At 68.8% G+C, this 20759-nt stretch carries 17 protein-coding genes, 1 tRNA gene and 1 rRNA gene; 10 read left to right on the top strand and 9 right to left on the bottom strand.

Annotated elements, in window-relative coordinates:
* A 5S ribosomal RNA gene (rrf, locus tag AB0O44_RS15370) occupies window positions 1-96 on the top strand; the annotation flags it as partial.
* A 202-nt stretch (window positions 97-298) separates the two neighbouring features.
* Window positions 299-787 carry a hypothetical protein gene (locus AB0O44_RS15365; protein WP_364138845.1) on the top strand — a complete coding sequence of 163 codons (489 nt, stop codon included), beginning with the start codon at window positions 299-301 and terminating at the stop codon, window positions 785-787.
* Window positions 788-934: 147 nt separating this feature from the next.
* On the opposite strand, the gene AB0O44_RS15360 is transcribed toward AB0O44_RS15365, so the two are convergent.
* Window positions 935-1969 carry a LacI family DNA-binding transcriptional regulator gene (locus tag AB0O44_RS15360; RefSeq protein WP_364138843.1) on the bottom strand — a complete coding sequence of 345 codons (1035 nt, stop codon included), beginning with the start codon at window positions 1967-1969 and terminating at the stop codon, window positions 935-937.
* Window positions 1970-1971: 2 nt separating this feature from the next.
* Entirely contained in the window at window positions 1972-3708 is a 1737-nt protein-coding gene (locus AB0O44_RS15355) for a glycoside hydrolase family 13 protein (protein ID WP_364138841.1), read from the bottom strand.
* Between the two features lie 334 nt (window positions 3709-4042).
* On the opposite strand from AB0O44_RS15355, the gene AB0O44_RS15350 reads away from it, so the two are divergent.
* The 5 genes from AB0O44_RS15350 (at window position 4043) to AB0O44_RS15330 (ending at window position 11451) form a co-directional block, all read left to right on the top strand.
* Entirely contained in the window at window positions 4043-5347 is a 1305-nt protein-coding gene (locus tag AB0O44_RS15350; protein WP_364138839.1) for a maltose ABC transporter substrate-binding protein, read from the top strand.
* 124 nt (window positions 5348-5471) lie between these two features.
* Window positions 5472-7133, top strand: coding sequence for an ABC transporter permease subunit (locus AB0O44_RS15345; protein WP_364138837.1), 1662 nt, complete (start codon window positions 5472-5474; stop codon window positions 7131-7133).
* The gene (locus AB0O44_RS15340) at window positions 7130-8128 is read left to right on the top strand and encodes a sugar ABC transporter permease (protein WP_290258786.1); all 999 of its coding nucleotides are present in this window, start codon (window positions 7130-7132) and stop codon (window positions 8126-8128) included. The genes AB0O44_RS15345 and AB0O44_RS15340 overlap by 4 nt, the downstream gene beginning before the upstream one ends.
* A 1-nt stretch (window position 8129) precedes the next feature.
* Window positions 8130-10034, top strand: coding sequence for a glycoside hydrolase family 13 protein (locus tag AB0O44_RS15335; protein ID WP_364138835.1), 1905 nt, complete (start codon window positions 8130-8132; stop codon window positions 10032-10034).
* 46 nt (window positions 10035-10080) lie between these two features.
* Window positions 10081-11451 (top strand): FAD-linked oxidase C-terminal domain-containing protein, encoded by a 1371-nt coding sequence (locus AB0O44_RS15330; RefSeq protein WP_364138833.1) that lies wholly within the window; start codon window positions 10081-10083, stop codon window positions 11449-11451.
* A gap of 21 nt (window positions 11452-11472) precedes the next feature.
* Here AB0O44_RS15330 and AB0O44_RS15325 read toward each other — a convergent pair whose 3' ends face one another.
* Window positions 11473-12894, bottom strand: coding sequence for a DUF4032 domain-containing protein (locus AB0O44_RS15325; RefSeq protein WP_364138859.1), 1422 nt, complete (start codon window positions 12892-12894; stop codon window positions 11473-11475).
* Between the two features lie 121 nt (window positions 12895-13015).
* Window positions 13016-14098, bottom strand: a complete 1083-nt coding sequence (ugpC, locus tag AB0O44_RS15320) for a sn-glycerol-3-phosphate ABC transporter ATP-binding protein UgpC (protein WP_290258783.1) — start codon at window positions 14096-14098, stop codon at window positions 13016-13018.
* Window positions 14099-14345: 247 nt separating this feature from the next.
* On the opposite strand from ugpC, the gene AB0O44_RS15315 reads away from it, so the two are divergent.
* Entirely contained in the window at window positions 14346-14756 is a 411-nt protein-coding gene (locus tag AB0O44_RS15315; protein ID WP_364138831.1) for a VOC family protein, read from the top strand.
* 70 nt (window positions 14757-14826) lie between these two features.
* Here AB0O44_RS15315 and otsB read toward each other — a convergent pair whose 3' ends face one another.
* A complete protein-coding gene (otsB, locus tag AB0O44_RS15310) occupies window positions 14827-15630 on the bottom strand; it encodes a trehalose-phosphatase (RefSeq protein ID WP_364138829.1) in 804 nt (267 codons plus the stop codon).
* Window positions 15620-17029, bottom strand: a complete 1410-nt coding sequence (locus AB0O44_RS15305; RefSeq protein WP_364138857.1) for a trehalose-6-phosphate synthase — start codon at window positions 17027-17029, stop codon at window positions 15620-15622. Before AB0O44_RS15305 ends, otsB begins: the two co-directional genes overlap by 11 nt.
* 294 nt (window positions 17030-17323) lie before the next feature.
* On the opposite strand from AB0O44_RS15305, the gene AB0O44_RS15300 reads away from it, so the two are divergent.
* A complete protein-coding gene (locus AB0O44_RS15300) occupies window positions 17324-18214 on the top strand; it encodes a DsbA family protein (protein ID WP_364138827.1) in 891 nt (296 codons plus the stop codon).
* Window positions 18215-18368: 154 nt separating this feature from the next.
* A tRNA-Thr gene (locus AB0O44_RS15295) sits at window positions 18369-18442 on the top strand.
* Window positions 18443-18507: 65 nt separating this feature from the next.
* Here AB0O44_RS15295 and AB0O44_RS15290 read toward each other — a convergent pair.
* Genes AB0O44_RS15290 through AB0O44_RS15280 form a run of 3 tightly spaced genes read right to left on the bottom strand, consistent with a single transcriptional unit; the run spans window position 18508 to window position 20661 of the window.
* Window positions 18508-19071: a hypothetical protein gene (locus AB0O44_RS15290; protein ID WP_364138825.1), complete on the bottom strand. Its 564-nt coding sequence runs from the start codon at window positions 19069-19071 to the stop codon at window positions 18508-18510.
* A 10-nt stretch (window positions 19072-19081) separates the two neighbouring features.
* Entirely contained in the window at window positions 19082-19840 is a 759-nt protein-coding gene (locus tag AB0O44_RS15285) for a FadR/GntR family transcriptional regulator (protein WP_364138824.1), read from the bottom strand.
* Window positions 19837-20661: an IclR family transcriptional regulator gene (locus AB0O44_RS15280; RefSeq protein WP_364138823.1), complete on the bottom strand. Its 825-nt coding sequence runs from the start codon at window positions 20659-20661 to the stop codon at window positions 19837-19839. The genes AB0O44_RS15285 and AB0O44_RS15280 overlap by 4 nt, the downstream gene beginning before the upstream one ends.
* Window positions 20662-20759: the final 98 nt, after the last annotated feature.

Raw genomic sequence — 20759 nt, 5'->3', positions numbered from 1 at the left:
GAAACGCCCGGTCCCATTCCGAACCCGGAAGCTAAGACCCACAGCGCCGATGGTACTGCACCCGGGAGGGTGTGGGAGAGTAGGTCACCGCCGGACATAATTTAGCGGCTCAGGCCCCGACACTAAGTGTCGGGGCCTGAGCTCTTTAACGGCCACAGCAGCAACGACGTAAGAGCCCCTCCCGTTGAGCCTGCTCTGGAGCCGGCAGCAACGGCGTAGGAGCTTACGCTGAGCTGGCTCTGGAAGCAGGATTATGCACGGGGTGGCGCCATCGACTGCCCTAGTAGAGTTGATGCCCATGGATAACCTCTTCAGCCACGCAGCTGCCGCCCCAGAGCCCGGGCCCTCCGAGGGTCTTGACCCGTTGGTGTGCACCGTCGTCGTACCCGGCGCCGTCGCCAGGGCATTCGTGGGTTTCACCGAGCACACGCACCTGTGGTGGCCGCTCGAGGAGCACGGCGTGTACGGGGCCGGATCCTACGTGGAGTTCGAGGAAAGCCTGATCCTGGAAACCGCGGACGACGGCCGCACCGCCATCTGGGGGACCATCGACGACTGGCAGCCCCCTCTCTCCTTCCACGCCAGCTGGCACCAAGGAACCCAGGCGCTGTGGTCCACGGAGATTCGCGTAGCGTTCCGGGCTGTGGATGCCGGTACCGAGCTCCGTCTGGTTCACAGCGGATGGGAAGGCGCAGAACACCCGGCAGTGACCCGTGACGAGTACGAAGGCCTCTGGCCCATGTTTCTGCAGCGCTATGTCCGGTTCATGGGCGGCGACCAGGGCTAACGGGGGCGTCCCCGTACCATCCTCCCCAGTTACTCGCCCAAGCATCACGGGAAGGAACCTAGGAAGGTCCACAATCCGGCCGCTGCGGTTGAGTAAGTGCTCGGGCTGCTGGAGTAACCGGGCAGGAACGTACGCCAGCCGGCGGTATTAGTGCAGCGGAGACGCGTCGGCCGGGGGCACGGCCGTGCTGGAGCGGATGACGAACCGGGTGGGGTATTCCATGTCCGCCGCGGCAGGCTCCCCGCCGCCGCCCTCTAGCCCCTCCAGGAGGCGCCGGACCGCGAGGGCACCCTGGCCGCGGGCATCTTGGTCGATGGTGGTGAGGCCGAAGACCTCGCCCAGCTCGTGGCCGTCGATGCCGATCACCGAAAGATCCTCAGGAACGCGAAGCCCGAAGTCGCGGGCCGCGAGGATGGTGCCGATCGCCATCTCATCCGAGGCGGCGAACACCGCCGTCGGACGCTCAGGGGAGCTCCCCAGCAGTTGCCGGGCGCTGGCGTAGGCGCCCTGGATGGTGAAGTCGGCGGAGACCAGCCACTCCGGCCGCACGGGAAGGCCGGCGCCGTGCATCGCTGCCGTGAAACCTGCCTGGCGGGTGCCCGGCAGCCGGAAGTCTTTGTCGTAGGCGGCGTCTCCGGTCATATGCGCGATCCGGCTGTGCCCCAGCTGGATCAGGTGCCGGGCGGCAGCCTCCGCCAGGCCCGAGTCGTTGATCCGTATGGTGGGAGCCCCGGGGAGGGGGCCGCCGATGCCAACGATGGGCCGGTGGATGGCCAGCAGCTGCTGGATTTCGGCCTCGCTGAGCTCCAGGGACACCGCAATGACCGCGTCCACCCGCTTGCGCAGCAGGAAGTCGTTCAGGACGCTGTGCCGCCGCTCCTCGCCGTCACTGACGTTGTACAGCGTGAGGTCGTAGCCGGCGTCGAGCAGGGTGGCCGAGACGCCCTCCACCACCGCCGAGAAGAACCAGCGGTGCACGGACGGAACCACGACGCCGACGTTGTGGTTCCGCCCGGACGCCAGGCTGGAGGCATGGTAGGAAAGCACGAACCCGAGTTCCGCGGCCGCGGCCTGGGCCAGCGCGCGGCTGCGGGGAGAGACATTGCCCTTGCCGCTCAAGGCGCGTGAAACGGTGGCGATGGAGAGGCCGGCCCGTTCCGCGACGTCCTTGATGCCGGGCATTTTCAGCTCTCCGTGTCCTCGATGTAGATTTCCAGCCAAACAGTTTCCCCTGAGCCTAACTGATGCTCCGGGGCGTTCATGCCGGCGGCTTGGGAGCTGCGGAGCAGCACGGTTCCGGCGGGCAGGTCGAGGGGTTCGTGGCCCACATTCATCAGCACCGCGACGGTGCCGTTCAGGTAGCCCAGCGAGGTGTCCGTGGACCAGTCCTCGAGCCAGGCCAGGGAGCCCTCGCCGAGGCGCAGCTGCCGGCGCAGTGCGAGCATGTTGCGGTAAAGGTTCAAATGCGACGACGGCGAAGCGGCCTGGGTGTCCCGGGCCAAGGCGCCGAAGCTTTCCGGCTGGGGCAGCCACGGGTCCGCGCCGGAGCCGAAGCCGTTGTTCGGTTCGCCGGCCCGCCACGGCAGCGGCACACGGCAACCGTCGCGGCCCAGCCGCTCGCCACCGGTCCGCCCGAAGGTGGGGTCCTGGCGCTGGTGGTCGGGGATGTCGATGCCGTCCGGCAGGCCGAGTTCCTCGCCCTGGTAGAGGTATGCCCCGCCGGGCAGGCCCAGCATGAACATCGTGGCGGCGGCGGCGCGGGCGCGGCCGAGCTCGGCGTTCGGCTGGGGATCGGCGGGACCGATGCCGTCGCCGTCGCGGGGTGCCGGGCCGTCGTAGCCGAAGCGGGTGGCGTGCCGGACGACGTCGTGGTTGGACAACACCCAGGTGGTCGGGGCGCCGACGGCGTCCAGGGCGTTCAGGGACTCGGTCACCACGCGGCGCATGCGGTGCGGGTCCAGGCCGGCGTGCAGGTACGGGAAGTTGAACGCCTGGTGCATCTCGTCGGGGCGGACCCAGTCGGCCAGCCGGGGGAGCGGGTCCACATTGGCCTCGGCGCAAAGGATCCGGTCCGGACCGTATTCGGCCAGGATCCGGCGCCAGGCGCGGTAGATGTCGTGCAGGGCCGGCTGGCCGAACATCGGCGCCTCGTGGCCGGGGAAGCCGTCGGAGCTGTTGCCGTCGGCGCGGCCGCCCCACGCCGGCAGGCCGGGGGCCTTGACCAGGGCGTGGGCGACGTCGACGCGGAAGCCCGAGACCCCACGGTCCAGCCAGAACCGCAGGACGCGTTCGAACTCGGCGTGGACGGCGTCGTTGTCCCAGTTGAAGTCGGGCTGGGAGGAATCGAAGAGGTGAAGGTACCACTGGCCGGCCGTGCCGTCGGGCTCCGTGATCCGGGTCCAGGCCGGACCGCCGAAGTGCGACTGCCAGTTATTCGGGGGAAGCTCGCCGGACTCGCCGAGTCCGTCGCGGAAGATGAACATGTCCCGCTCCGGGCCGTCGGCCGGGGCGGCGAGGGCGGCCTGGAACGCGGCGTGCTGGTCCGAGCAGTGGTTGGGCACGAGGTCCACGATCAGCCGCAGGCCCAAGCGCTTGGCCTCGGCCATCATGGCATCGAAGTCGTCCAAGGTGCCGAAGAGCGGGTCCACGTCGCAGTAATCGCTGACGTCGTAGCCGGCGTCGCGCTGCGGGGAGCGGTAGAAGGGGGAGAGCCAGACGGCGTCGACATCCAGCTCGGCGAGCTGCGGCAGCTCTGCTGTGATACCGGCGAGGTCGCCCACGCCGTCGCCGTTCAGGTCGCGGAAGGACCGGGGGTAGACCTGGTAGATAACGGCGGACCGCCACCAGCCGGGCGTGTGGTCTGCGGCGTGCACCAGGGTCAACGGGCCGGCAAGGGCGGCGGGGACTGTATCAACTGACATGCCGGTAATCGTAAGGCCGAAGACACCGAAATGAAAACGCTTCCAGAAGTTTCGGTCACCCGCCTCTCCCGGCACCGGGGCGCCTCCGTCGGGGTAGTGATGCGAATTTGCTTGTAACGCCGGGCCAATCGGCGGCCTGAGGAGCCCTAAGGGCCAGCCGGAGGGGCCGGCGCCCGCGACACGCCCGGCAAATGCCGACTTCCCAAACCACCTACCGGCGTGTAACTTGGAAGCGCTTGCAGCTGTGAGCCACATCACCGACGATGCCACCAGGCCCGACTCGATCCGATCGGGCCTCACGTGTGGATGCAGGATCTTTATGAAAGGGACACCAATGAAGGTGCAGAACACCCTCACCACCGGCACCAGCCGCCGGGTTTTCACGGCAGGTGCCGTCTCCGTCGTGGCCGCGCTGGCCCTCAGCGCCTGCGGCGGCGCGGCAGCCACCTCCCCGGCCTCGCCGTCCGCCACGGCCAAGCCGGACCTCAAGGCCTCCGGTGCCAGCACCATCACCATGTGGGTCGACGCCGAGCGCTCCCCGGCGCTGAAGGACATCACCGCCAAGTTCCAGGCCGACACCGGCATCGAGGTCAAGCTGGTGGTCAAGGACTTCGCCGCCGTCCGTGACGACTTCATCACCCAGGTTCCCACCGGCAAGGGCCCGGACCTGATCGTCGGACCGCACGACTGGGTAGGCAAGTTCGTCCAGAACGGCGTGATCGCCCCCGTCGAACTCGGCGACAAGAAGGGCTCCTTCCAGGATTCCTCGATCAAGGCCATGACCTACAACGGCTCGGTCTACGGTGTCCCGTACGCGATCGAGAACATCGCGCTGCTGCGCAACACGGCGATCGTCTCCGATTCGGCCAAGACCATGGACGAGGTCATCAGCAACGGCAAGAAGGCCGTCGCCGACGGCAAGGCCAAGTTCCCGTTCCTGGTGGGCATGGACCCCAAGCAGGGCGACCCGTACCACCTGTACCCGCTGCAGTCCTCGATGGGCTCGCAGGTCTTCGGCAAGGCTGCCGACGGCGGCTACGACCCCAAGCAGCTCCTCATCGGCGACGCCGCCGGCGTCGCATTCGCCAAGAAGCTCGCCGCCTGGGGTGACGCCGGCGAAAAGATCATCAACTCCAACATCACCGGTGACATCGCCAAGGAGAAGTTCCTGGCCGGCGAATCCCCGTACTACCTGACCGGCCCGTGGAACGTTCCGGACGTGCAGAAGAAGGGCATCAAGTTCGCTGTTGACCCGCTGCCGACCGCAGGCGACCAGCCGGCGCAGCCGTTCATCGGCGTCAACGGCTTCTTCATCAGCTCCAAGAGCGCCAACGCCCTGGCCACCAACGAGTTCGTCACCAACTACCTCACCTCCGAGGCAGCCCAGGACTCCATGTACAAGGCCGGCGGCCGCCCGCCGGCACTGAAGGCCTCCTTCGACAAGGCCGCCAGCGACCCGGTCGTCGCGGCGTTCGGCAAGATCGGCGCCACCGGCGTCCCGATGCCGGCCATCCCGGAAATGAGCGCCGTCTGGGCTGACTGGGGTGCAACCGAACTGTCCCTGATCAAGGGCCAGGGCGACCCGGCCGCCGACTGGGCCAAGATGGCTGCCAGCATCAAGACCAAGATCGGGGGCTAGCCCCCGCCCCGGATCCCGCCGCCGCGCACAGCCGCGGCGGGATCCGGACAGCTCCGAGCCGGGCGGCACCACACCGCCCGGCCCGTTCCTGCATCACCCTGCTTCTCCCAAGGACTGAAGAGCCATGCCAGATACAGAACTCCGCGAGGGCACCGACCCCTCCGCCGCACCGCCAGCCCCTGGCGCGGGATCCCGCACAGGCAAGCGCACGGGACGGCAGGCCGGGTCAGCCCGCCGCCGCACCTCCCCGGACGGGACCAAGGGCATCATCGCCAAGATCGTCCTGCTGGGCCTGGTCGATGCGCTGGCCGTCTTCGTCCTGACCATGCTGTTCCTCAGTCACTCCTGGACTGTCCTGGTTGTCTCCGCCGTCGTGGTCCTGGCGATCAACTGGATCTACCTGCGCAAGGGCGGCCTCCCGGCCAAATACCTGGCACCCGGCGTGCTGTTCCTGCTCATCTTCCAGGTCTTCGTGGTGGTCTTCAGCGGCTACATCGCCTTCACCAACTACGGCGACGGGCACAACAGCACCAAGGATGACGCGATCTCCGCCATCCAGCTCACCGCCCAGAAGCGCGTCCCGGACTCCCCGGCCTACAAGACCTCGGTCCTGGCCAAGGGGGATTCGTTCTACCTGCTCTTCACAGACCCGGCCGGCAAGGTCTCCCTCGGCAGCACGGACAAGCCCCTCGAGGACGCCGCCGGCGCGGTCAAGGACTCCACCGGCAAGGCCAAGTCCCTGGACGGCTACCAGACCCTGAACTTCCAGGAGATCGTCGCCAACCAGCAGAAGATCCTGGCCCTCACCGTCCCCGTCTCCGCCGACCCGGCCGACGGGACCCTGCGCACCGCGGACGGCAGCAACGCCTACCAGTTCAAGCCCTCGCTGAAGTACGACGCCGGTGCGGACACCTTCACGGACACGGACAGCGGCGCCGTCTACCGCGACAACGGCAAGGGCGCCTTCGCCGCGGCGGACGGGCAGACGCTGTCCACCGGCTGGAAGATCGACGTCGGCTTCGAAAACTTCTCCCGCGCCTTCACCGACCCGAGCCTGCGCGGGCCGCTCGTGGGCGTCATTCTCTGGACCTTCACCTTCGCCATTGCCTCCGTGGCGCTGACCTTCGCCCTGGGCCTGTTCCTGGCCATCGCCTTCAACCGCGAGGACCTCAAGGGCAAGAAGGTCTACCGGATCCTGATGATCCTGCCCTATGCCTTCCCCGCCTTCCTCACCGGCCTGGTCTGGTCCGGCATCCTCAACCCGGAGTTCGGCTGGCTGAACCAGACCCTCCTGGGCGGCGCCCATATCGGCTGGCTGACGGATCCGGTGCTGGCCAAGATCAGCGTCCTGGTGGTCAACCTCTGGCTCGGCTACCCGTACATGTTCCTGGTCTGCACCGGCGCGCTCCAGTCCCTGCCCTCCGAACTGGACGAGGCTGCCCGGATGGACGGCGCCAGCGCCTGGCGGGTATTCCGGTCGATCAAGCTGCCGCTGCTGCTGGTCTCGATCGCCCCGCTGCTGATCTCGTCCTTTGCGTTCAACTTCAACAACTTCAACGTCATCTTCATGCTCACCGGCGGCGGCCCGCGCTTCGCGGACACCACACGGGACATCGGCGCCACGGACATCCTGATCACCCTGGTCTACAAGGTGGCCTTCGGGCAGGGCACCGGCCGCGACTACGGGCTGGCCAGCGCCCTAGCCATCATCATCTTCATCATCGTGGCCACCGTATCGGCCATCAGCTTCAAGCAGACCAAGGCACTCGAGGACGTGAACTCATGAACGGGCCAGCACCGCGCACGGCATCGTCGGCGACCCCGACGGACCAGGCCACCGGGACGACGGCGGAGCCGGCAACGGGGGAGGCAGCCCGCGCCACCGCCGCCGACGTCGAACGCCTCAAGTCCCTGCACCGCAGCCGCCCCTTCGGCGTCTGGTTCGCGGACAAGGGCTGGCGGCACCTGGTGGGCATCGCCGTGACCATCTTCGCGGTCTTCCCGCTGCTCTACGTGCTCTCCGCCGCGCTGAACTCCACCGGCACCCTGGTGGGCTCCAACGCCCTGTTCAGCAAGATCGACTTCGGCAACTTCACCGCCCTGTTCAACATCCCGTCCCGGCCCTTCGCCCGCTGGTTCCTGAACACGCTGGTGGTCGGCGGCATTACCTCCGCGGCCACCGTCTTCCTCGGCGCCATGGCGGCCTACGCCTTCTCCCGGATGCGCTTCACCGGCCGCCGGGTGGGGCTGCTCAGCCTGCTGCTGCTGCAGATGTTCCCGCAGCTGCTCGCCGTCGTCGCGATCTTCCTGCTCCTCAGCGGCATCTCCGAGGTTATCCCGGCCCTGGGGCTGGGCAGCCAGCTGGGCCTGATCATGGTCTACCTGGGCGGCGCCCTGGGCGTAAACACCTACCTGATGTACGGGTTCTTCAACACCGTGCCGCAGTCCCTGGACGAGGCGGCCAAGATCGACGGCGCCAGCCACACCCAGATCTTCTTCGGCATCATCATGCGCCTGGTCACCCCTATCCTGGCCGTCGTGGGTCTCCTGACCTACATCGCCATCTCCGGCGAGTTCGTCATCGCCTCCGTGGTGCTCACCGACCCGGACAGCCAGACCCTCGCCGTCGGCCTCTACTCCTTCGTCGCCCAGCAGCGCTCGGAGAACTGGGGCGTCTTCGCCGCCGGCGCCGTGATCTCCGCCCTGCCGGTCATGGCCCTGTTCCTCTACCTGCAGCGCTACATCGTCAGCGGCCTCACGGCCGGCTCGGTCAAGGGCTAGAGTGTCCGGCGCCGCTGCCGCCGGGCTCCTGCCGCACCACGACGGGTCCGCGCTCCACGCCCCTGACGGCGTGGAGCGCGGCGGCCCGGTCCGCCTGCGGCTCCGGATCCCCGTCGGGTGGGGCGAGGCGTCCCGCGTCTGGCTCCGCTCCCTGCACGACGGCGAACCACGCTACGATCCCTGCGACCTCCTCGGGATCGCCGACGGCTGGGCGTGGTGGGAAGCGGCGACGACGGCCACCAACCCCGTCCTCCGCTACCGGTTCCTGATCGAGGCCGGCGGCCGGAACTGGCAGCTGAACGCCCAGGGCCTCTTCGGCCGGGACGTCTCCGACTACGCCGACTTCCGGCTGGGCACCTACCCGGCCGGCCCGGACTGGCTGCGGACCGGGACCATGTACCAGATCTTCCCGGACCGGTTCGCCCGCTCCGTCCAGGCGGACACGCACCCGGCACCGGACTGGGCCGTCCCCGCGGACTGGCACACCACCGCGGTGGAAGGCGCCTCCGCGGTCACGCCCTACCAGTTCTACGGCGGCGACCTGCCCGGCATCACCGAACGGCTGGACCACATCCAGGCGCTCGGGGCGGACATCATTTACCTCACCCCTTTCTTCCCGGCCCGCTCCAATCACCGCTACGACGCCGCCACCTTCGCCACCGTGGACCCGCTCCTCGGCGGGGACCAGGCGCTGGTGGACCTCGTGGAGGCGGCGCACGCCCGGGGCCTCAAGGTGATGGGCGACCTCACCGCCAACCACTCCGGCGACGCCCACGAATGGTTCCGGAACGCCCTGGCCGGCCCGGCCGCGCCCGAGGCCGGCTACTACTACTTCTCCCCGGACCACAGCAGCTACGAGGCCTGGTACGGCGTGCCCTCGCTGCCGAAGCTCAACTGGTCCTCCGAGGCGCTGCGTGACGCGTTCGTCCGGGATGAGGACTCGCCGGTGGCGCGCTGGCTGCTGCCGCCGTTCAACCTGGACGGCTGGCGGATCGACGTCGGCAACATGACCGGACGGCTCGGCGCGACGGACCTCAACCAGGATGTGGCCCGGCTGATCGCGGACCGGGTCCGCGGCATCAACCCGGAAGCGGCGCTGCTGGCCGAGTCGACCAACGACGCGGCCCCGGACTTCAGTGGCGAGCACTGGAACGGCGCCATGACCTACTCGAATTTCACCCGCCCGCTCTGGGCCTGGCTGGCAGGCGAGGCCCGGCACGTGAACTTCTTCGGCACGCCACTGCCGGGCCCCGGCCGGATCGACGCCGCCGAGTTCCTCGCCACCCACCAGGACCTGGCGGCCGCGTTCAGCTGGGACGTCCGCCGGCAGAACATGAACGCGCTGAACAGTCACGACACCGCCCGCGCGGCCACCGCCATGATCGACGGCGGCCAGCAGCTGGGCGCGGTGCTGATGTTCACCCTGCCCGGCGTGCCGGTGCTCTACGCCGGCGACGAATTCGGGCTCACCGGGGACAACGGCGAGTTCTCCCGGACCCCCATGCCCTGGGACCGACCCGACCGGGTCCGGCACGACCTTCGCGGCCTGTACGCCGCTTTGTCCGGGCTGCGCCGGGACCAGCCCGCGCTCACCGCCGGCGGAGTCCGCTGGCTCTACGCCGACGGCGACGTGCTGGCCTTCATCCGCGAAACCGCCGGGGCCACGGTGCTGGTGGCCGTCACCCGGGCCGCCGCCGACGCCGGATTCGACCCGGCCCTGCTGACCGCCGCACAGTGGAAGGGCCTGGTGGGTGCCCCCGCGCTCGTCGTCGGGGAGTTGGTGTTCGATGATGCCGGCGGGTTGGCTCCCGGCGGCTTGGCCCGTGACGCCCAGCCGCGGCTGCGCTCCGCCGGCCGGGCGGCGGCCATATGGGTGCTGCCTGGGGTTGCCGTCCCGGGCGCCTAGACTGGGTCCGATACAGGGCGGGTTCAACGGCGAACGGGAGCGGCACATGCGCGGCATTATTGGGGATCTGACGGCGGCCCTGGGGGCGGACAAGGTCGTGACGGAGGATCCTGCGCTCGCCGCCTATGCCGTGGACCAGGCCCCCGTGCTGGACTATCAGTTGCCGCAGGCCGTGGTCTTCGCCGAATCCGTCAAGGACGTGCAGGCCGTGGTCCGGGCCTGCGCCGCGCGCCGGGTTGCGCTCGTGGCCCGCGGCGCCGGCACCGGCGTCTCCGGTGGAGCCCACGCCAGCGAGGGTTGCGTTGTCCTCAGCCTGGAGAAGATGAACCGCATCCTGGACCTCAACCCGGATGACGAGACCGCCGTCGTCGAACCCGGGGTCGTCAACGCCGACCTCAACGCGGCCGCCGCCGTCTATGGCCTCATGTACGCGCCGGACCCGGCCAGTTATCGCAGCTCCACGATCGGCGGCAACGTCGCGACCAACGCCGGGGGCCTGCGCTGCGCCAAGTACGGGGTCACCCGGGACTCGGTGCTGGCCCTCGACGTCGTCCTGGCGGACGGTACCCTGATCCACACCGGACACCAGACGTTCAAGGGTGTGGCCGGCTACGACCTCACGGGGCTGTTTGTGGGCTCCGAGGGGACGCTCGGGATCGTCGTGGGGATCACCGTCCGACTCAAATACCTCCCGCGCGAGGTGCACACCATCGCCGCGTTCTACCCGGACTTCCGCAGCGCCGCGGCCGGGGTGCTGGCCGTGGGCAAGGCCCGGGTACAGCCCGCCATCATGGAGCTGCTGGACAGCGGCACCCTCGTCCAGCTCGACGCCATACACGGCTCGACCCTCTCGGCCCGGGGCGCCTCGCTGCTGCTGCTCCAGACGGACGGCTTCGGCGCCGCCGCCGAGGCCGCCGCCATCCGGCCGCTGCTGGCCGCCGGCGGCGCGGTGGTAACCATGGAGGCGGACGCGGAAGCCGAGGCTCTGGTGGAGCTGCGCCGGCACAGCCGCGGCGCCGAGGTCGACGACGAATACCGGGTGGGCGAGGACGTCGCCGTCCCGCGCTCCCGCTTGGTGGACTACGTGGCCGAACTCGAGGCGATGGCGGCCCGGCACGAGGTCCAGCTCAAAGTGGTGGCGCACGCCGGAGACGGCAACCTCCACCCCACGTTCTGGGTGGACCGGGACGGCGACGGCGTGGACCCCGGCGCGATGGAACGGCTGGGCGCCGCCCTGGACGAGTCGGTGACCGTGGCCCTCGCGATGGGCGGCACCATCACCGGCGAGCACGGCGTGGGCCAGTACAAGCTGCGCTGGCTGGGCCTGGAGCAGAAGGAACCGGTCCGGGAGTTGCAGTACCGGATCAAGGAACTCTTCGACCCGGCCGGGATCCTGAACCCCGGCAAGGCCATCTAGCCCGGCTGTGCTTCAACCGGCCTAGTCGTCCGCGTCCGGGTACTCGTCTTCGTCGCCGGGGGTCTCGTCGCCGTCGTAGCGGGACTCCTCGGTCTCGACCTCAAGGATCTTGAGCAGCTCGGTGTCCGGGTTCAGCATGATCGCGGCCTCGTCGCGCCGGTGCCGCAGCTCGGAGTCGATGTAGGACTGCACGGCCTCGGCCAGCGGGATGTGCCGGTTTTCCTTCTCGGACATGTACCAGCGGTGCTCCAGAATCTCGTGCACGGCCTCCGCCGGTTCCAGCTTGCCGGACAGGTCGCGGGGGATGGCGCGGACGATCGGCTCGAAGATCTGGCTGACCCACAGGTGGGCGCTGTACTCCTCGTCCATGCCGGGGTTGTTGTCCGCGCGGAAGGAGTCCATGTCATTCAGCAGCCGGCGGGCCTGGTTTTCCTGGGCGTCCAGGCCGGTGAGCCGCAGCAGCCGGCGCTGGTGGTGGCCGGCGTCGACCACCTTGGGCTGAAGCTGGATGGTGGAACCGTTCTGGGTGGTCTTGATCGCGTATTCCTCGACGTCGAAGCCGAGTTCGTTGAGCCGCCGGATGCGGGCGGCCACCCGCCAGCGCTCGCCGACCTCGAAGGATTCCTTCTCCGTCAGCTCGGTCCAGAGCCGGCGGTAGCTCTCCATGATCAGCTCGCTGGTGGCCACGGGGTCCACCTTCTCCTCGATCAGCCCGCCGTCGAGCAGGTCCATCAGTTCCCCGGCGATGTTGACCCGGGCGATTTCCAGGTCGTACTCGCGCTGGCCGGTGGACAGGTCCGGGTACAGCTCGCCGGTCTCGGCGTCCACCAGGTAGGCGGCGAAGGCGCCTGCGTCGCGGCGGAACAGGGTGTTGGAGAGGGACACATCGCCCCAGTAGAAGCCGATCAGGTGCAGGCGGACCAGCAGGAGGGCCTGGGCGTCGATCAGGCGGGTGAGGGTGTCCTTGCGCAGCATCTGTGAGAACAGGGCGCGGTAGGGCATGGAGAACTTCAGGTGCCGGGTGACCAGCACGGGGTTCAGGGGTTTGCCGTCCGGGGTGGTGCGGCCGGTGATGACCGCCACCGGCTCCACGCAGGGGACATCCAGGCGGGCCAGCTTGCGGAGCATGTGGTACTCGTGCCGGGCGATGTGCTCGGAGGTTTCCTTGATGGCGATGACCGAGCCGCCCAGGTGCGCGAACCGGACGATGTGCCGGGAGATGCCGCGGGGGAGTGCGGCCAGGTACTCTGCGGGCCAGTCCTCGAGGGCGATGTGCCAGGGCAGGTCCAGCAGCTCCGGCTCGGTGGCGGCTGCTGTGATGCTCAGCGAGCTGGAGATCGCCTTGTCGTCATTGGCGCTCGCGGGCACGTACCGGGGCAGCTTCCCGATCTGGCCGTAGTCAGTGGGTTCGTCGTGCCACTGGGCACCGTTGTCCTCGCTCATGCGGTTCTCCTCGGTCATGGGGCAATTCTCCCGCACCCGGCGGCGGCGCGCCTAAACAAGGGGCGGTTAACGGCCGACGGCGGCCCTCCCGCAGGAGGACCGCCGTCGGTTGAAGACTGCGTCAGTCGCCGAGGCGCTCGCCGGTCTTGGTGTCGAACAGGTGCACGTGGCCGGACTGCGGGCGGACCCAGATGGTCTCACCCTTCATCGGCGGGCGGCGGCCGTCGACGCGGGCCACGATGTCGTGGTCCTTGCCGTCGAGCGTGGTGTGGCCGTAGACGTAGGCGTCGGCGCCGAGTTCCTCGACGACGTCGACCTCAACCTGCAGGCCCTCGCCCTGGCTGGCGGTCTCCAGGTCCTCGGGTCGGCTGCCCAGCGTGACGGTGGAGCCGGAGGCGTCCTCGAGGACATCGCGCGGCACCGGGTAGACGGTTCCGCCGAACTGCACGCCGCCATCGACGACGGGCAGTTCCAGCAGGTTCATGGCGGGGGAGCCGATGAAGCCGGCGACGAAGACGTTTTTCGGCTTGTCGTAGAGGTTGCGCGGGGTGTCCACCTGCATTAGCAGGCCGTCCTTGAGCACGGCGACGCGGTCACCCATGGTCATGGCCTCGACCTGGTCGTGGGTGACGTAGACGGTGGTGACGCCCAGGCGGCGGGTCAGCGACGCGATCTGGGTGCGGGTCTGGACGCGGAGCTTGGCGTCGAGGTTGGAGAGCGGCTCGTCCATCAGGAAGACCTGCGGGTTACGGACGATCGCGCGGCCCATGGCGACGCGCTGGCGCTGACCGCCGGAGAGGGCCTTCGGCTTGCGGTCCAGGTACGGCTCGAGGTCCAGCAGCTTGGCGGCTTCGCGGACGCGCTCGGCCCGCTCTTCCTTGCTGACGCCGGCGATCTTGAGGGCGAAGCCCATGTTGTCCGCGACGGTCATGTGCGGGTACAGGGCGTAGTTCTGGAACACCATCGCGATGTCGCGGTCCTTGGGCGGCATGTCGGTGACGTCGCGGTCACCGATCAGGATGCGGCCGGAGTTGACGTCTTCGAGGCCTGCGAGCATGCGCAGGGAGGTGGACTTGCCGCAGCCGGAGGGGCCGACGAGAACCAGGAACTCGCCGTCGGCGATTTCGATGTTCAGCTTGTCGACCGCGGGCTTTTCGGTGCCCGGGTAGAGCCGCGTTGCGTTGTCAAAAGTAACTGTTGCCACAGTTTTCAATCCCTTCACCGGCAGGTACGTGCCGGACGATCCGTTGTGAATGGTCTTTTTATTCAGTTGTGAGTCTTGCGCCTGCTCCCCGGCCGAAGCCGAGGAGCAGCCAGCGACGCCGCACGGTAGCTGTGCGCCACATCACATACAGAGTATGTCAGATGGATCGCGAATGGGGGAAAAGGTTACGGATGTCACTGGTGATCCCTACCACCCGTGGCCGTGCGGCGCTGTGTAGGCTGTGCGCATGACGGCCCTCCAGATCTACGTGAGTTTCCCCGGTACCGCGCGCGAGGCGCTCGGGTTCTACGCCGATGTCTTCGGCGGTGACCTGGCCTTGTTCACCTACGAGCAGTTCAACCGCACCGACGGTCCGGCCGATGCGATCGCCCACGGTGAGCTGAGGGGTGACGTGCGCCTGGCCGGCTCCGACGCGGCCGAGGGCGAAGCCACCGTCCGGTGCGAGGGGCTGATGCTCTCGCTGTTGGGGACGGCCGAGCCCGCGGTCCTGCACCGGTGGTTCGACCGGCTGGCCGACGGCGGACGCGTGGTGGACCCGCTGGGCCCGAAGCCCTGGGGTGCCTCCGACGGCCAGGTGGTGGACCGGCACGGACTGCACTGGCTGATCGGCTACGAACCCGAGTCATCCCCCAACTGACTGGCAGGTAAGGCCGTTATGGGCGCTCAAGACGGCCTGAGCTGCGAGTCAGTGGGGTTGGGTGGCGCGGTCAGCTGCCGACGGCGGCCTTCCGCTCGCGCAGCAGTGCCTCCAGCAGTTCGGACACGTGCGGCGGGGCTTCCACCCGGAACTCCGCCTGGGTGAAGTCCAGGCCCACCTTCACTCCCAGGTCGCCTGAGACCAGGCTGCGCAGGGCGTCCTCGTCCGTGGTGTCGTCCCCGGCGAAGACCACCGCCGACGCGCCCGTGGCCTGCCGAAGGAAGGACACCGCCTCGCCCTTGGAGGCGTGGACCACGGAGGTCTCCAGGACCCGGTTGCCGGTCTTCAGGTAAACCCCGGCGCGGTCCTTCAGGGCGGACTTCGCCGCGGCCACGGCGTCCTCGGCCACGTCGTCCGCGGCCAGCCGGGTGTGGAGCACGACGCCGGCCGGCTTCTCCTCGAGCAGGGTGCCGGGTGCCACGTGGACGATCTCCTCCAGGACGGCCCGCACGTCGGCCAGGAGCCGGCGCTGGTCCTCGTCGAGCTGAAGCTCGGCCGAGCCCGGACCCATCCAGATCTCCGCGCCGTGGCTGCCGATCAGCAGGGTCTTCTCCGGCGGGGACGCGACCGAGCGCAGGCTGTCCAGTGCCCGGCCGGAGATCAGCGCCGTCGTGGTCCGCGGCAGTTCGGCCAGGGCGGCAAACGCCGCGGCCGAGCGGGGGAGGGCGCGGGAGTCCTCCGCGTGGTCCACCAGCGGGGCCATGGTGCCGTCAAAGTCCATGGCCACCAGCAGCTCCTCGGTGCCGGCGATACGCCGCACCGCCTCGAGCAGCTCGGGGGACAGGGAGAGCTTGGCGTCGGGCTCAGGAGTCATCACGCACCACCTTTTCCTGCAGCGCGCGGAGGAAGTCTGCGGACCAGAGATCGACGTCGTTGGTCAGGATCTGCTTGCGCATGGCCCGCATTCGGCGGGCAGCCTCGGCGGGCTCCATGTTCACGGCTCGCATGATGGTGTCCTTGAGCCCGTCGATGTCGTGCGGATTCATCAACAGGGCCTGCTTGAGTTGGTCCGCGGCGCCGGCGAACTCGCTGAGCACCAGCGCGCCGTCGTTGTTCGTGCGGGCCGTGACGTACTCCTTGGCGACGAGGTTCATGCCGTCGCGGAGGGCGGTGACCAGCATGACATCCGCGGCCAGATAGAGCGCCACCATCTCCTCGATGGGGTAGCTGTGGTGCAGGTAGCGGACGGCGGTGTTCTGCATGGTGTCGTAGGTGCCGTTGATGTGGCCTACCGTGCCCTCGACCTCTTCGCGCAGCAGTCGGTACTGCTCCACGCGCTCGCGGCTGGGGCTGGCCACCTGGATCAGGGACGCGTCCTCCACCGTGACCTTGCCGTCCTCGAGGAGTTCCTCGTAGGCCTTGAGCCGGTGCCGGATCCCCTTGGTATAGTCCAGCCGGTCCACGCCCAAAAGGATGGTCTTGGGGTTGCCGAGGTCGCGGCGGATCTGCTTGGCCCGCTCGATGACTTCCGGCTTTTGCGCCAGCTCGCTGATCTGCTTCACGTCGATGGAGATGGGGAAGGCCTGGGCCCGGGCGATGTGGGTGGTTTGGCCGTCGGCGCCCTTGACGTGCACCTGCTGCTGCTTGACGCTGGCGCCGAGGAAGCGGCGGGCGGAGCGCATGAAGTTCCCGGCGTCGCTGCTGCGCTGGAAGCCGATCAGGTCCGCGCCCAGCAGGCCGTCGATGATCGCGCGGCGCCAAGGCAGCTGGGCGAAGATCTCCGGAGGCGGGAACGGGATGTGGTTGAAGAAGCCGATCTTCAGGTCCGGTCGTTGCTCGCGAAGCATCCGGGGGACCAGCTGCAGCTGGTAGTCCTGGACCCAGACCGTGGCGCCCTCGGCGGCGTGCCGGATGACGGCGTCGGCGAACCGCTTGTTGACCTTCCGGTACGTGTCCCACCAGGCGCGGTGGAACTCCGGCGGGGCGATCACGTCGTGGTAGAGCGGCCACAGGGTCGCGTTGGAGAAGCCCTCGTAGTACAGCTCGACGTCGCGGGTGCTCAGCTGCACCGGTATCAGGTCGATGCCGCCATGGCTGAACGGTTCGAGGTGCTCGTCCGGGGCGCCGTGCCAGCCCACCCAGGCGCCGTCGGTCTTGGTCATCATCGGCGCAAGCGCCGTGACCAGGCCGCCGGGGGAGCGGCGCCAGCCGTCCTCGCAGCCGGGCTCGTCCGCGGAGCAACGGTCCACCGGCATGCGGTTGGACACCACCATGAAATCGAAACGGTCGACGTCGTCCGTCCCGCCCTTGTGCCCTCCGCCCGCGGGTTGCACGTCCGCTTGGTGTGCTGCGTGCTCGGTGCGCTGCTCGCGCTCGGTTGCTTGCATTAGTGCTCCCTGGGGTCGCTTGTGGCTTGTGTTCACCCTATCGGGGCGGAATCTTCCGGGCTATTCGTCCGTTGGGCACACGGGAAGAAACTTGAAAGCGCAAGCTCCCCAGCTTTCTCACCTAAAATGATGACCGTGCCACCCGCTGGCGCAGTCCAGGCCGATCGACACGAGGAACCAATGAGCCCCGCAAACGAACCCCGTCAGTCCAAAGCTGAGCGCACCGCCGCGGCCCGCGAGAAGGCCCGTGAGATCCGTGAGGCCCAGCTCAAGAAGGACAAGCGCAACAAACTGCTCATTGGCTGGGGCATCGTCGCCGCCGTCGTCGCCATCATCGTGGTGGTGGCCCTCGTGGTGACCTCCAACATCAAGAACAACGCCCCCGTTGCTGACTCCGGGCCCACGCCCGCCAACGGCAACGTCCACGGCGGCGTGACCCTGCTGGCCAACACGGAGGTGGCGAAGACTGACGCCGCCACGGTCAAGCTCTCCGATGTTCCCGCAGCCCCGGCCACCCCGCCGGCAGACCTGAAGGCCCCCGGCGCCGATGCCGAGGCCGGCAAGCCCGTCAAGGTTGTCCTCTACATCGACTTCATCTGCCCGGTCTGCAAGAACTTCGAGGCGCAGTACAACGACACCCTGACCAAGCTGCGCAACGACGGCAAGATCACCGTCGAATACCGTCCGCTGGGCTTCCTGGACACCCGCTCCACCACCAACTACTCCTCCCGCGCCGCCGCCGCGGCGGCCTGCGTGGTGAACGAGTCGCCGGAGAAGTACGCGGCCTTCGTGGACGCCCTGTTCGCCAAGCAGCCCGCCGAGGGCAGCGCCGGCCTCTCCGACAACGAGCTGAAGAAGCTGGCCACCGACACCGGTGCGCAGAACATCGACAAGTGCGTGGATGACAAGACCTACCGCCCGTACGTGAAGTACACGACCCAGGAAGCCGCGGCCATCGGGGTCACCGGCACGCCGACGGTCTTCGTCGAGGGTAAGCAGTGGGGCAAGGGCGACAGCGCCAACACCCCGTTCGACCAGTACCTGCAGGCAGCGGTGGACGCCAAGAAGTAAGCGCCACGTCCGCTGGTGCGGCCCGGTCCCGGAGTTCTCCGGGGCCGGGCCGCTTTCGTGTGGCGGAGGATTTTTTACCGCCGGGCATCGGTGGGCTACCCTTATCTAGCCGTTGTCCTCCTGCGCTTTCCGCCGGATAAGACGACGGCGGATTGCCTCCTTAGCTCAGTTGGCCAGAGCACCGCTCTTGTAAAGCGGGGGTCGTCGGTTCGAATCCGACAGGGGGCCCAGTGAAACCCCTCCGTTCCGGCGATTCTGCCCGGGGTGGAGGGGTTTTTTCCCGGCGGGAAGGCTCAGGGCCCGGTGATCCGGACGCCGGCCACCGCACCGGTCCACGGGCCGGTGGGATTTCTTCGGGTCAACTGAACGCTCACGGGGCCGGGCAGGAGGCTCACCGTCCGGGACACAGGCGCCGTGCAGTCCACAGCGATGGACGTGGGGCCGGTCGGGGTTTGGTCCTGGAAGATGATGACCTGCGAGGCGTCGACCCCGACGCAGGCGGCCGTGACCTGGTAGTCGCCCGCGGTCCTGACCCGTCCCGCCTTCTGGAAGCCGACGCCGTTGCCGTCCGCCGGTCCTGAATCTGCGAGCACGACGGGCCCCGTCGCCCCCGCGAGCAGCCGCTCCAGTGCGGCCTCGTTCCGCTGCTGCGCGGCCAGAACATCGGGTGATGGGCCGGCCGGGATGGTGCGGCCCGGCCTGGGGGTAACCGCCGACGTCGGTGTGGCAGGTGGCCGCCCGCCGTCGTCGTCCTCGTAGGTGCAACCGGCCAGCGATCCGGCCGCCAGGCACAGCAGCACGGCCCCGCTCACCACGGCACCGGTCCGGATGGTCCTCGTTCCCCCACGACGTGGCATGGGGCCGAGTCTAATCGCTAGGTACCGGGGAGGGCTGCCGCGGGGACACTTCCTGGGCCCGCTCGTAGAACCACTCGATGTGCTCGCGCAGCAGCCGGGCCGCGCGCTCGCCGTCCTGGTCCCGGACGGCTTCGTAGATCCCGTGGTGCTGGGCACGCAGGACCGCGAGGACCTCCGGCCAGGACTCCATCGCGTCCATGGCGCCCTTGACGTAGTCTACGATCGCGCCGCTGAGCGACTCCATCATGGTGGCGACCACCGTATTGCCGGCCAAAGAGCTGAGCGCGACGTGGAACCGGGCGTCGAGTTCGTGGAAGGTGGGCCGGTCCAGCTCCGGATCGTCCATGGCCGCCAGGAGCTGGGCCGCCTGCTCCAGACCCGCATCGCCCTCATCGCGGAGCCGGGTGGCGGCGGCCTGCGCGGACCAGGTCTCCAGCAGGATGCGGGTCTGCACGATGTCCTCCACCGGCAGCCGGTTGCTGGCCACATGCAGCCGCAGGGCCGAGGACAGGCCGGCCGACGGGTTCGAAATGACGATCGCCCCGGAGGTGGGACCGGACCCGACCGAGCTGCGCAGCACGCCCATCGCGTCCAGGATGCGGATGGCCTCCCGCACCGAGGCGCGGGAGATCCCGTAATTCTCGGCGAGCGTGCGCTCGCCGGGCAGCCGGTCGCCGAGCTTGATCTTCCCGGAACGCAGGTCCGCCTCGATGTCCTGCAGCAGCGCGTCGTAGGTACGACGGCGGGGTGCGGCGTCGGCAGCGGTCACGGATGGTTCCCTTCGATAGCGGATGCTGGCGTGGGTGGCCGGTAGCCCAGGGCGGCGCTGGCGTCCCGGGCGGCGCGGGCCACCATGGGGCCCAGCCGCGGGACGTCCGCCGCGCTGACCCGCTGGGTCGGGAAGCCCACGCCGAGGACGGCCGCGAGCTGCCCGTCGTAGCGGAAGACGGGGGCGCTGATGGACCCGACGTCGCTGTTCCGTTCGCCGAACGCGGCGAAGAAGCCCTGCTCGCGGGCCTGTTCCGCCTGCGCGTCAAGCTCTTTCCAGCTGACCGGCGTGATGTCGGTGAACCGGGTCAGTTCGGTGTCCTTGAGGGCCTCCCGCGCTCCCGGGTCGAAGGCCAGAAAGATCTTGCCCGGTGCGCCGGCGTGGATCGGCATCACCTGGCCCACCAGGAAGGGCCGCATCACCACGTGCCGGGTTTCGGCTACGGCCACCACGGTGCGGTACTGCCCGTCCCGCATGTAGACGCACGCCGTCTCACCACTGTCGTCGCGGAGCTGCTGGATGATCGGGTGGAGCAGCCGGACCACGTCCAGGCCCAGGGTGCCCGGCGCGGCCCACTGGACCAGCCGCAGGCCGATCCGGTAGCGGTCTCCGTCGCGGTCCAGGAATCCCTCGCGCACCATGTTCTGCACCAGCCGCTGGCAGGTGCTCGCCGGCAGGCCAGTAGCCCGGGCAATCTGCTGCAGTGTCGGTTCGGGCGCATCAATCGAGAAGCAATTCAGGATGTCGCTGACCTTGCCCAGCACAAGGATGGGGGTCGTCCGGTCACCCTGCTCTTTTGCCGCCGCGTTGCCAGCTGCCACCTGCCACCGTCTTTCTCTACGGGTGTCCATCATAGCCAGCGGGTCCCGGTGTCCTGACGGATTACGCGCCCCGCGATCGTCGGCTAAACCTCCGAGTT

It is taken from the genome of Arthrobacter sp. NPDC080082, assembly GCF_040686595.1.
GTDB lineage: Bacteria > Actinomycetota > Actinomycetes > Actinomycetales > Micrococcaceae > Arthrobacter.
Note: the sequence above shows the minus strand (reverse complement) of the source record. Positions and strands in the feature narration are given on the sequence as shown.